Origin of the sequence: Bacillus cereus group sp. BceL291 (genome assembly GCF_051776705.1) — a bacterium.
GTDB lineage: Bacteria > Bacillota > Bacilli > Bacillales > Bacillaceae_G > Bacillus_A > Bacillus_A cereus.
This window is the reverse complement of sequence record NZ_JBPWAP010000114.1, coordinates 1-11,320: the sequence shown is the minus strand read 5'-3', so window position 1 is coordinate 11,320 and position 11,320 is coordinate 1. Positions and strand designations below refer to the sequence as shown.

Here is an 11,320-nt window from a genome sequence, read left to right as displayed (position 1 = left end):
ATCTAGGTTTATTTGGTATGCCCATTTTTAAAGATACCAAATATTTCGAGAGTTTTTTGGTTATATGAACGAAAGTTCATTGTGTTTCCATTCTTAAGTGGATAGGCATGTAGCGATACCCCTAATGACTATTTAGAATACTTTTCAAACGCCTTATTAATAACTACAAGTCCTATTATGAAAGAAAGTGTTCTTATAATTAATTCAGCAACTGGCAAATCACCCATAGTCTTTGAAACATTATATAATTCACCAGTAATAATAATTGGTGCCATGATTATTAGTATTCCTATTAGAATTTGAATGAACAGAATATATTTAGGTTGCAGAGAGATCACCTCCATTAAATTAGCATGTATAATGAACTTAACATGTGATTAAGAAGTAATCGAACATTTAAAAATTTATCAACTTTAAAAATATACATATCCTTCTTTATAAATATATTTATAGTGACTCGTCGCATACGATGCACTAAAACCTACACTTCCTGTCTTCCCTACAGTAATGGAAACATTGCCATTAAAAGTAGTTGTGCCATTATTATGAAAATCACCATTAACAATATAGAAAATTCTGTTAGGATCTTCTAAATTTGCTTGAACTGTACCACTGAACGTTTTAGAAAGACCATTTGCATCTCTATTCATATTAAATATGTTTTATTTCCTTAATACCCCTGAAGCTTCCACTCCATTCATTTGTTTCACAATAAAACCTTAATGAAGGGTTATAGAAAGCTGTTACTGAAAAATTGGTTGTTAGTGTTCGGTACGTAGCGGCAAGTGTTGCAGCAGATGATTGTCCACGAGCTTTTCCTTGAGCCATGAGTTGCTAAGAAATTCCTTCTCTAGGTTTATTGGTATCTGCAGCAATTTGATTAACAAGTTCCCCAAACGTTAGTACCTCACCTATTTGTACATTCGATTGATCTGATAAATCTAATACATTACCTTTTTTTACAGTAGAATCAACTGTGTTATTCTCAGCTGCGCTTGCAATTGTTCCTCCTCCGAGTATAGCAAGAGATAATCCTGCAACACTTAAAACTTTACTAATCTTTTTCATTTTTCATACCTCCTAAAATATTAATTAAGACAATACCATGCTAATTCACCTTTATTTGTTAGCGTAGTTAAATGTTAACTCTTAAATTATGGGAAATAAATACTTAAAAAACCAAATGATTACCAATAAATTTCGACAAATATGGCTCACGCTATACCAATACTAGCTTCACAACTAGTTTTATATAGTTCATTCTATCGTCACAATTTAACGATTTACCGATATTTTTTCCGTCAATTGATAAAATATTATAAGAATATTATGAATATTTTTTATAAAGTTAGTTTTTACAAATTATTACAATTTTATTCTGTTATGATTATTTTTATATAAACATAATAAAGGGGATTGCTATATGATAATTATGAATAATGAAAAAGTTACCAAACTATTAAATGAATGGTATAAGGTTATTTTATCTAAGCAAATAACAAAAGCGACAAGAATGAAAGAAGAAGTTGATGAAAAGATTAGTGTCTTAATGGTCGAACAAAACCGAGATCTACAAGATCAAAATCTCTTGTTGTATTATTCCCTATTAGATTATAGTTATAATATATTAATAAATAAATCATATGTAACTCGTAGTGATTTTGATGCTGTCGAAAAACTTACAACAAAAAGTATTGATGAGTACTTAAAATACTACTATCATTTCTATAAAGCTGTGCATAACACCATGATTGCTAACTATATGGAAGCTATGGAGCAATTTGAAGAAGCTGAACGACTTTTAGAGTATATTCCTAACGATATTGAAAAAGCTGAATTTAATTATAAACTTGGTGAACTATATTACCATCTTCAACAACCTTTATTAACAATTAAGCATGTCATGAAAACAAAAGACATATACAAAAAGTATGAAGAGTATGTAGTGAATCAAATTGAATGCGATACAATCCTGGGATTGGCAAGTGTCACTTTAAGTCAGTTTGAACAAGGAGAGGAGCTTTTTGTTAAGTGCTTAGATATGGCTAAAAACATAACTGCACTCGACTGATTACTTTAATTCAATACAATTTAGGTTTTCTTTATGCAAAACAAGGTATATCCGCAACTGCAATTCGACATTTAATGGATGTTTATAAATGTGAGAGACCTTATCATAAAACTGTGTTCTTATTGGCTCGAGAATATTTCAAGTTAAACGAAATCGAGAAAGCACAGGAATTTTTGATTCAAGGCTTTGAATTAGCTGATGTTGAATATACACATCTTTTGTGAATACTTCGAGCACAGTACGATGAAAATTATAAACAGAATCTAGAAACAACGATTGCAGATGGACTAGATTACTTTGAATCCCAAAAACTTTATGGATTTATGGAAGAGTACTCTGGAATTTTAGCGAAAAAACTTTATCAAGAAGGTAATCATGAGAAGGCTAGCCAATACTTTAATATATCTTATGATGCTAAAGAATTACTTCAGAAGGGAAGTGCGTTAAAATGAAAAAAGTACTAATAGGATTTTTTAGTTTTTCTGCTGTCTTAACTATTGGAAGTTTCACAGAATCTTATACATCACAAGCTGATCATGGTAGACCTCCTGCACCAGCATACGAATACGGTGATATTTATATTGACCATGGAGAACATATTTAACAAAAGAGAGGACATAATGTATACGTTCTCTCTTTTGTTATTTATATATTCTTGTTATGTCGTCATAATAATAAATTCAAGTCTTTACTGCTACGCATGTCTGGACGGGAAAGGTATAAAACTATAATTGATTGTAGGTCTGCTGAATAAGCAGACCTTTTCATTTGAATTCCGCAAAAAATATAGTGTCTATAATCCCAAAAGCAACTTTACAGGGAAATGGGTTTTTACCTTCTGAAGCAGCATGCATACAAGAAAGCACCCAATATTCCAGTTTTAACGGTAAGCGGTATATTTGAAGACTACCATCATTGTTTTTTGCTGTTACGATCTGTGCATTTACCCTGGGTGTAGCAAAACCATCCGTTGTTATCATTGCTACTGCATCATTAGCTTGAAAACCAGCGCTTAACACCTCATAAATAATTCCTTCTTTCTTATTAATAATCATAGGTATATTTAGAAAGGGATAGCTATTAATATTATTATGAATAATTGCTCCTGCGGTGTTCTTTCTTATCTGATTCCCTTGCATTTTTACACTCCTTTTTAATAATCCAAACGTGATTACATCAATTCACTTCATTTAACATCTATTATATTAGAAAATTGCAGTTTTATCTTATTATAAAAAGCATCCGTACATATAACAGCGCTATTTGAAGGGTCAATATCAACAACGGTCATAGGGGTATGTGTAGCAATGGAACAAAATCACGCAACAAGCATTAGCGGACATTATTCGTGCATAAAAAAAGGAAGATTCTTCAATGCAGAAAATCTTCCTCTTTAAAAATGCATGTAAGTATTATTTATAGATGTCACCACGATTTCCAATGGCTTGTATGTATATGACTTTCTCATCATGATTTATTTCAAATAAAATCCGAAAAGTTCCAACCCGTAATCGATATAGATCTGTGTAACCCTTCATACTTTTAATATCTCCTTCAGGAGGGATTTCAAGAAGCCCCTTCAATCCTTCAGCAATTCTTTTTTGTATTCCTTTTTCTTGCTTTGCAATAAATTTCACTGCGGACTTATGGTAAATCAATTTGTAGTCCGAATTCACGTTTTGCGTCCTCCCCTGATACATATCCTTCTTCACTATTTAGCTGTTCTATTTCTTGTGTAGACAATGGTTCATGATCTGGATCTGCCATATCAATTTTTTCCCAATCGTTAGGTTTCTTTTTTGAGCGTTGAACAAGAAATTCTAAAAAATCAAACGCTGCTTTTTCATCTTGTCGGTCAAGACGATCTATCAATTGATACAACTCATCTTTACGAATAGCCATGTGATGCACCTACCTTCGGTTTTATTTTGAATGTCCACTAATTAATATTAGTGGACATGAAGTGTGGGAAAATAAACGTTTGATGTCCGCTAACATAATTGATAAGATTAAAATAGCATGTCCGCTAATGTAAGTCAATAAAAGAGGAGGTATTTATGCATTCCACTAAAACAATTTCTATACAAGCAACATCTTTGATTTCCGATTTTATTTCTAGCTTATCTCAAGAAGGAGATTTGCATACAAAAACACTAAAAGAATATACGAGTGATTTAAAAGATTTTGTATTTTGGTTTGAAAATGTGTGGGGAAAACATGCTGAGGATACTCTTTTTCATCCAATAGAAGTTACCGCTCGCACTATTGCTCGATATCGAGAGCATATGCAAGTTACAAGATTACTAAAACCTTCTACGATTAACCGGCGCATTAATTCAATCAAACGTTATTTTGACTGGGCTAAGCAAAAAGGACTGGTACAAACAAATTATTCAAAATCAATTAAGTTTGTACCAACAGAAAAAACGAGTCCCAAACGCATGTCAGATAAAGAAGAAGCCGCTTTAATGCATGCCGTTGAAAAATACGGCACACTACGTGACAGGGCAATGATTATTTTTATGCTTCATACTGGCCTTCGTTCAATGGAAGTGTGTGATGTTCAAATAGAGGATGTTATCATGAGAAAAAGAGGTGGCTATGTTGTTGTTCGATCTGGAAAACGAAATAAACAGAGGGAAGTGCCTTTGAATAGTACAGCTCGTTGTGCACTAGAAGAACATATCAGATTAAGTGAGATTTCACAGAGTTATTTGTTTCCTTCTTCTAAAACAGGAAAACGCCTACAAGAAAGAGCGATCCGCCATATTCTTCAGAAGTATATTAGACTTGCAAAGTTAGAAGGATTTAGTGCCCATGATTTAAGGCATCGCTTTGGTTATGTGATGGCTGAACGCACACCATTACATCGTCTTGCACAAATTATGGGACACGATAACTTGAATACCACGATGATTTATGTAAGAGCTACACAAGAAGATTTACAGAGAGAAGTAGAAAAGATTGCCTGGAACTAAAGAATGCACATTATCCTACTCATTTGGTCATGTGATACAAACTAAGAATTGTAACAGGAGGAACAAGGGTTATGCCTGTAGATTTTTTTACACCTGAACAAGAAGAAAAATATGGTTGTTTTTGTGACAATCCAACATCAGAACAGTTAGCAAAATATTTTTGGTTAGATGATACAGACAAAGAACTGATATGGAATCGTCGTGGAGAGCATAATCAACTTGGTTTCGCTGTTCAATTAGGAACCGTTAGGTTCTTAGGAACATTTTTATCTGATCCTACAAATGTACCACAATCGGTTATTACATATATGGCAAATCAACTTCATCTAGATGCTCAAAGCTTTTCTCGTTATCGAAATAAACGAAGTCAGTGGGATCAAATGCAAGAGATACGTTCTGTTTATGGATATAAAAACTTTACAGATAAATCAATACATTGGCGATTCATCAGATGGCTATATGCACGTGCTTGGCTATATAATGAAAGACCAAGTGTCTTATTTGATTTAGCAACAGCACGATGTATCGAACAAAAAATTTTACTACCTGGTGTATCTGTATTAACAAGGCTAGTATCAACGGTTCGTGATCGTTCAGCAGAAAATATATGGAAAAAGCTCTCTAGTCTTCCGGATAATGTTCAGAAAAAACAATTAGAAAACCTTCTTCAGATAGATCAAAAAACAAAGAAAACGTATTTAGAGCGTCTAAGTAATCCCCCTGTTACGATTAGTGTTACGGGCATTAAGAATACGCTGATTCGTTTACAAGAGCTTCGTCAATTGAACACTGAAAATTGGGATATGTCTAGAATTCCTTCGAAAAGATTACAACAATTCGCGCGTCACACAGTCGCTGTTAGATCACAAGCAATTGCTAGAATGCCCGATCAACGACGTATGGCTATGTTAATTGCATTTGCTAAAATGTATACACAAAGTGCTCAGGATGATGTCATTGATATTTTTGATAGATATTTAACAGATTTATTAGCTAAGACATATCGAAAGGAACAAAAAGAACGTCTTCGTACAATTAAGGATTTAGATAAGGCAGCGCGCCAATTACGGGAAGCTTGTGTAATATTATTAGAACATACGGATCCTTCTGTCCATCCAAAAACGGCAGTGTTTGAAAAAATCTCAGAAAAGGATTTAATACAAGCTGTCCAAATTGTTGATTCACTCACCTATTCACCAAATCAAACACTAGCCTATTCAGGATTGTTACAACATTATGGAACAATCCGAAAATTTCTTCCTTTACTCATGGAAGAAATTGAATTACAAGCAACGCCTGCTGGATTACCCATCTTGCAAGCATGGAATTTTGTAAAAGAGCATGGGAAATCCAATAAGAAAAGATGGAAAAATGCTCCTCTTGCCGGTTTGAATGCAAATTGGTCTAAGGTTGTAATTGATAAAGATTCCGGAACTGTAAATCATCGAGCATATACGTTTTGGATGCTCGAACAAGTATTAGAAGCTTTGCACCGACACGATCTATATATATTAGGAAGTGAAAAATATGGGGACCTTCGCGCACAATTATTACAAGGCGAAGAATGAAAAAGTATTCGCCCTAATATTCTTCGCTCATTAGACTGGTCAATAGATTCTTATGAATCATTGACACCGTTAAAAGAAGAGTTAGACAAAACTTATCATCAAGTCATTGAGAATTGGGAGAATAATCCTGCGGTGCAAATAGACACATTTGCAGGTAAAGAGAGAATTGTTTTGACACCTTTAGACAAACAACCAGAACCTGAATCACTACAAAAACTAAAACAACAAATACATACGATGTTGCCAAATATAGATATTCCTCAATTATTACTCGAAGTAAATCATTGGACGGGATTTATGGATGGTTTTCGACATATTAGTGAGGCTAAATCTAGAATTAACGAGTTACCTATAAGTATCTGTGCATTGCTTATATCTCAAGCATGCAATATTGGGTTAAGATCTTTAGTTCAAGATGGGGTTCCTTCATTAGAACGTGATCGTCTTACATGGATTGAACAAAATTATTTTCGTGCAGAAACACTTTCAGAATCAAACGCGAAACTTGTAGATTTTCATAGCCAATTACAGCTGGCTAAAATGTGGGGTGGTGGAGAAATTGCTTCAGCTGATGGATTACGTTTCATCACACCAGTAAAATCCGTATACACTGGTCCAAATCCTAAATATTTCGGTTCTGGTCGTGGTGTTACGTATTACAACTATACGAGCGATCAATTTACCGGACTCCACGGTTTGGTGATTCCAGGAACAATTCGTGATTCATTATACTTACTTCAATGTGTGTTAGAACAAAATACGAACTTACAGCCAAAAGAAATTATGACAGATACAGCTGGGTATAGTGATATTATTTTTGGGCTCTTTGGATTATTAGGATATCAATTTAGTCCTCGTTTAGCTGATATCAGTGAATCACGTCTTTGGCGTTTTGATGCGAACTCAGATTATAGCATGTTAAATAATTTGTCTAAAAGTCGCATTCGTGAAGAACTCATACATCGTCATTGGGAAGACATGCTTCGTGTTGCGGGATCTTTGAAACTAAATAAAATAAATGCAACACATCTTATCCAAGCACTTCAGTATAATGGGAAACCAACTATGTTAGGGCGAGCAATTGGAGAATTGGGGAGACTCTTTAAAACACGTTATTTACTCTTATATTTACATGATGAAAATTATCGTCGTAAAATTTTAAATCAACTCAATAGAGGGGAAGCAAGGCATAGTTTAGCGAGGGCTGTATTTTACGGCAAACGTGGAGAACTTCATCAATCCTATCGAGAAGGACAAGAAGAGCAATTAGGCGCATTAGGTTTAGTAGTAAATGCAATTATTGTATGGAATACACGATATATAGAATCTGCGTTACAAGTACTCCGAAATCGCGGTCATACAATTGATAATGATGATATATCTAGACTTTCACCATTAGGCCATAAACACATTAACATAGTAGGTCGGTATTCATTTGTTCTCCCAGAAGAAGTAAAAGATGGACAATTACGTACGCTAACATATGAAGAAACAAACAAAAAGGAACCTGATTCTTTATAAGAATAGGTTCCTAATGTCCGCTAATGCTTGTTGCGTGATTTTGTTCCATTGCTACACATACCCCTCATATAACTAGTGAGTAAATAACTATCCTCATAATATGTAATTAATATTTCCTCTTCAGATAATAAGGAACATACTAGCATATTTTCAATTCGTTCTTTTTCTTCAGTTGTTAAAATCGGACGGGTTACTTTGTGTTGTTCCTTAATGATTTCATGTATGCCGTCAAACTGTGCTGTTAATGCGGCGAATGGAGTGAAATTCACCATTTTATCAAGACTTTTTAACCATATTAATGCCTCTACCGTTGTACACATATCTTCATACATAATTCTCTTTATAATAGATTTCTATATTTTAAAATTTGTTAAGCAATTATTACATTTTGATACACCTGGAAAATTAAGACACATATGTGAGTTGTTTTTAATACGCTAGGATTTTATATGCCAACTTAAGTACCTTTACAGTGATGTTTAAATACAATGGTATGAGTAGTTACCATTGTATTTAAGTGTTCAATAAATATCAGAATAACGAAGGGGGTTGGCTGATGAAGGACAATATTAAAGGATTAATTGAATATGGCGAACGTATTCCACATTTTCATAAGGATTTCCCCATAATTTTATTTTGGAGTCACAGAAGTGGTTGCACTTCTCTTTCAAATTGGGCTATATGAGGAAGCAATGAGATATGCACCGTTCATTCATTACTATGAATCTGAAATATACAAAAATAAAGTTGATTACTACACAAATTTAGAAATGCAACTATTGGAACTAAGTAAGGATACCATAAAATTTGTACGCAACCCTTATAAAAGAGCTGTAAGCTCATTTTTAATACTTTATGCCAACCCTTACGCCTCGAAACAATGGGAACAGATTAGAGAGTATTTTTATAATGATAAAAATGAATCGAAAGGGATTTCCTTTAAACAATTTTTATATTATGTAAAAGAAATAGGGGCTAAATCCATTCAGTTAGATCAACATTTTTCACAACAATATATTGAGGGAGAAAAAAAGGTCATCAAACAAAATATAAAACTAGAGAATTTTAATACAATAATTCCGCAGCTGGAGAAAGACTATGGATTACTTTCTTCTGATATATCACTCCTTACAAACTCCAATCACCATAGGGCACATCAAATGATTCATAAAGGAAACTATGCAGATGATGATATTACAAACCCACACTTCTCTTCATTACCAACCTATCGAAGTTTCTATGATGAAGAAGCTCTAAACCTTGTTTCAGAAATATTTATTGACGATTTTGAAGCATATGGATATAAGAAGGATGAAATTAATTTTTAACTAATATACCTATCACCCCACTATGTATAGAGTCTCTTTAAAAACTATAACCACTATGAAAAGCCAGCAGTATGGAAGGAGAATTATAATGAGTATTTCTATTATAATGATGGGTTTCATCATAGGGGGATTGGTTGGAGTAACAGGGATAGGCGGGGCCGCATTACTGACTCCATTTCTTCTAACATTAGGCATAAGTCCTTCTGTAGCTGTTGGAACGGATCTAGTATATAATTCTATCACTAAAATGTTTGGAATATCCCAACACTGGAAACAGAAAACCATCAATTTTAAACTAGTAAAATATCTAGCTATTGGGAGTTTGCCTAGTGCAATTATCGCAGTAATAACAATTCATTTCTTGCCAATTTTTCATGATAATCGAGAGGGAATTATAAAATATATATTAGGATATGTTTTAATCCTTGCGGCAATTTCTATTTTTATAAAAACATTTTTCTATAATGAATCTACACAAAATTTTTTTCAAAAACAGACTATGGTCCCAAAAAAGAATCTAACAATTCTTATCGGTGCAATACTTGGTTTTATCGTGGGACTTACTTCCGTTGGATCAGGCTCTTTATTTGCTATTGCAATGATATATTTATATCAACTGAAACCATCCGAATTAGTAGGCACAGATATTACACATGCTTTTTTATTAGTGACGGTTGCAAGCATACTAAATATGAATTTAGGAAACGTAGATTATCTTTTATTAATTCACTTACTCATTGGTTCTATCCCAGGTGTCATACTTGGTAGTAAATTCTCCACTAAGATTCCTGTTAAACCTCTTCAAATATTTTTAGCTATCATTATTGGTGTTAGCGGACTAAAGTTAGTTATCCCTTATTAAAAATACTTCATGTTTTGCTATATAAGAATGGAGGTTCAAAATGGATCATATAGAACTATATAATTTTATATACAAGCAAGGGCGTGTCCCTCATTTTCATAAAGATTTTCCCCTCATTTTGTTTTGGAGCCAAAAAAGCGGATGTACTTCGCTAGCCCACTGGTTTTTTTATCAAATTAATTTATTTAAAGAAGCAATAAAGTACAACCCGTTCATTCACAACTATGAGTATGAAGTATATAAGAACTCTACACATTATTTAGCACAATTAGCTTGTGGATTACAAGCTAAAGAGAAGAAGACGTACAAACTAGTAAGAAATCCTTATAGAAGGGCAGTAAGTTCTTTTGTTGCTCTGGCCCCACCACCCAATATTGAAAATCCCGTATGGAAACCCATTCGGCAATTTCTGTATGGTGATGAAACTTGCAATAAACCTATTTCCTTTAAACTATTTTTGTATTACTTAAAAGCACACATGACAAAATTAGATCAAGTAGATCCTCACTTTACACAACAATATATACAAGGAGAAGAAGAATTTGTTACAAACTATATCCATCTAGAAAATTTTAATACAGGCATTTCGAAGCTAGAAGAGGTATATAAATTAAAAAAATCACCATTAGATCTATTATCAAAATCTTGGCATTATCAAGGGAGTAAGATGATTTACAAAGGAGTTTATGCAGACGCTGATATTACAACCTCTTTTTTTCCACGATTACCTACTTATGATAGTTTTTATGACGCAGAAACAATTCAGTTGGTTCAAGAGGTATTTGCAAAAGATTTTAATATGTATCATTATGATTTAAACTCTATTTCTTAAAATAAAAATGTTCAAATCCTGCTTTATTAAGGGGGTTATTTTACAACTAATAGGACGATATCACATATTTATAAATTTTCATAAACCTTTCCTAAATCTTTTTTCAGTTGTGTTTTTAAGTGCTCATTTTCACTTTCTAATAGCTTGTTCTTATGTTTTA

The 11,320-nt window shown here is 33.2% G+C and carries 12 protein-coding genes and 4 pseudogenes; 7 read left to right on the top strand and 9 right to left on the bottom strand.

Annotated elements, in window-relative coordinates; translation table 11 throughout:
* Positions 1–128: 128 nt before the first annotated feature.
* From ACS2CR_RS31595 to ACS2CR_RS31580, 4 genes are all read right to left on the bottom strand, one after another.
* Positions 129–344: a hypothetical protein gene (locus tag ACS2CR_RS31595; protein ID WP_309567933.1), complete on the bottom strand. Its 216-nt coding sequence runs from the start codon at positions 342–344 to the stop codon at positions 129–131.
* Positions 345–413: 69 nt separating this feature from the next.
* Entirely contained in the window at positions 414–650 is a 237-nt protein-coding gene (locus tag ACS2CR_RS31590; protein WP_166695719.1) for a hypothetical protein, read from the bottom strand.
* Between the two features lies 1 nt (position 651).
* Positions 652–828, bottom strand: coding sequence for a hypothetical protein (locus ACS2CR_RS31585; protein ID WP_309567934.1), 177 nt, complete (start codon positions 826–828; stop codon positions 652–654).
* A 6-nt stretch (positions 829–834) separates the two neighbouring features.
* Entirely contained in the window at positions 835–1,068 is a 234-nt protein-coding gene (locus ACS2CR_RS31580) for a hypothetical protein (protein ID WP_309567935.1), read from the bottom strand.
* Positions 1,069–1,423: 355 nt separating this feature from the next.
* Between ACS2CR_RS31580 and ACS2CR_RS31575 the strand changes: the two are divergent.
* Both ACS2CR_RS31575 and ACS2CR_RS31570 read left to right on the top strand, forming a co-directional pair.
* Positions 1,424–2,523, top strand: a pseudogene (locus ACS2CR_RS31575) (aspartate phosphatase).
* Positions 2,520–2,675, top strand: coding sequence for a hypothetical protein (locus ACS2CR_RS31570; protein ID WP_309567936.1), 156 nt, complete (start codon positions 2,520–2,522; stop codon positions 2,673–2,675). The pseudogene ACS2CR_RS31575 and the gene ACS2CR_RS31570 overlap by 4 nt, the downstream one beginning before the upstream one ends.
* 160 nt (positions 2,676–2,835) lie before the next feature.
* On the opposite strand, the gene ACS2CR_RS31565 is transcribed toward ACS2CR_RS31570, so the two are convergent.
* The 4 genes and pseudogenes from ACS2CR_RS31565 to ACS2CR_RS31550 form a co-directional block, all read right to left on the bottom strand.
* Complete coding sequence (locus ACS2CR_RS31565; protein WP_309567937.1) at positions 2,836–3,210, bottom strand: hypothetical protein; 375 nt, start codon at positions 3,208–3,210, stop codon at positions 2,836–2,838.
* Between the two features lie 47 nt (positions 3,211–3,257).
* A pseudogene (locus ACS2CR_RS31560) lies at positions 3,258–3,362 on the bottom strand (YolD-like family protein); the annotation flags it as partial.
* A gap of 121 nt (positions 3,363–3,483) precedes the next feature.
* Positions 3,484–3,747 carry a type II toxin-antitoxin system RelE family toxin gene (locus ACS2CR_RS31555; RefSeq protein ID WP_002163075.1) on the bottom strand — a complete coding sequence of 88 codons (264 nt, stop codon included), beginning with the start codon at positions 3,745–3,747 and terminating at the stop codon, positions 3,484–3,486.
* On the bottom strand, positions 3,716–3,973 hold the full coding sequence (locus ACS2CR_RS31550) for a hypothetical protein (RefSeq protein ID WP_001007679.1): 258 nt from the start codon (positions 3,971–3,973) through the stop codon (positions 3,716–3,718). The genes ACS2CR_RS31555 and ACS2CR_RS31550 overlap by 32 nt, the downstream gene beginning before the upstream one ends.
* Before the next feature lie 155 nt (positions 3,974–4,128).
* Between ACS2CR_RS31550 and ACS2CR_RS31545 the strand changes: the two genes are divergently transcribed.
* Positions 4,129–5,049, top strand: a complete 921-nt coding sequence (locus ACS2CR_RS31545) for a tyrosine-type recombinase/integrase (protein WP_309567651.1) — start codon at positions 4,129–4,131, stop codon at positions 5,047–5,049.
* A gap of 71 nt (positions 5,050–5,120) precedes the next feature.
* A pseudogene (locus ACS2CR_RS31540) lies at positions 5,121–8,138 on the top strand (Tn3 family transposase).
* A 20-nt stretch (positions 8,139–8,158) separates the two neighbouring features.
* On the opposite strand, the gene ACS2CR_RS31535 reads toward ACS2CR_RS31540, so the two are convergent.
* Entirely contained in the window at positions 8,159–8,470 is a 312-nt protein-coding gene (locus ACS2CR_RS31535) for a YolD-like family protein (protein ID WP_309567649.1), read from the bottom strand.
* 224 nt (positions 8,471–8,694) lie between these two features.
* Here ACS2CR_RS31535 and ACS2CR_RS31530 point away from each other — a divergent pair.
* The 3 genes and pseudogenes from ACS2CR_RS31530 to ACS2CR_RS31520 all read left to right on the top strand — a co-directional run bounded on the left by ACS2CR_RS31530 (position 8,695) and on the right by ACS2CR_RS31520 (position 11,160).
* Positions 8,695–9,466, top strand: a pseudogene (locus ACS2CR_RS31530) (sulfotransferase family 2 domain-containing protein).
* An 88-nt stretch (positions 9,467–9,554) separates the two neighbouring features.
* The gene (locus ACS2CR_RS31525; RefSeq protein WP_309567648.1) at positions 9,555–10,328 is read left to right on the top strand and encodes a sulfite exporter TauE/SafE family protein; all 774 of its coding nucleotides are present in this window, start codon (positions 9,555–9,557) and stop codon (positions 10,326–10,328) included.
* Between the two features lie 40 nt (positions 10,329–10,368).
* Positions 10,369–11,160 carry a sulfotransferase family 2 domain-containing protein gene (locus tag ACS2CR_RS31520; RefSeq protein ID WP_309567647.1) on the top strand — a complete coding sequence of 264 codons (792 nt, stop codon included), beginning with the start codon at positions 10,369–10,371 and terminating at the stop codon, positions 11,158–11,160.
* Positions 11,161–11,320: the final 160 nt, after the last annotated feature.

What these genes read in the sequence shown, in the direction of transcription:
- ACS2CR_RS31525 (WP_309567648.1), top strand. Translation starts at nt 9,555, where the DNA reads ATGAGTATTTCTATTATAATGATGGGTTTCATCATAGGGGGATTGGTT.
- ACS2CR_RS31585 (WP_309567934.1), bottom strand. Translation starts at nt 828, where the DNA reads ATGGCTCAAGGAAAAGCTCGTGGACAATCATCTGCTGCAACACTTGCC.
- ACS2CR_RS31590 (WP_166695719.1), bottom strand. Translation starts at nt 650, where the DNA reads ATGAATAGAGATGCAAATGGTCTTTCTAAAACGTTCAGTGGTACAGTT.
- ACS2CR_RS31520 (WP_309567647.1), top strand. Translation starts at nt 10,369, where the DNA reads ATGGATCATATAGAACTATATAATTTTATATACAAGCAAGGGCGTGTC.
- ACS2CR_RS31545 (WP_309567651.1), top strand. Translation starts at nt 4,129, where the DNA reads ATGCATTCCACTAAAACAATTTCTATACAAGCAACATCTTTGATTTCC.
- ACS2CR_RS31550 (WP_001007679.1), bottom strand. Translation starts at nt 3,973, where the DNA reads ATGGCTATTCGTAAAGATGAGTTGTATCAATTGATAGATCGTCTTGAC.
- ACS2CR_RS31580 (WP_309567935.1), bottom strand. Translation starts at nt 1,068, where the DNA reads ATGAAAAAGATTAGTAAAGTTTTAAGTGTTGCAGGATTATCTCTTGCT.
- ACS2CR_RS31565 (WP_309567937.1), bottom strand. Translation starts at nt 3,210, where the DNA reads ATGCAAGGGAATCAGATAAGAAAGAACACCGCAGGAGCAATTATTCAT.
- ACS2CR_RS31570 (WP_309567936.1), top strand. Translation starts at nt 2,520, where the DNA reads ATGAAAAAAGTACTAATAGGATTTTTTAGTTTTTCTGCTGTCTTAACT.
- ACS2CR_RS31535 (WP_309567649.1), bottom strand. Translation starts at nt 8,470, where the DNA reads ATGTATGAAGATATGTGTACAACGGTAGAGGCATTAATATGGTTAAAA.
- ACS2CR_RS31595 (WP_309567933.1), bottom strand. Translation starts at nt 344, where the DNA reads ATGGAGGTGATCTCTCTGCAACCTAAATATATTCTGTTCATTCAAATT.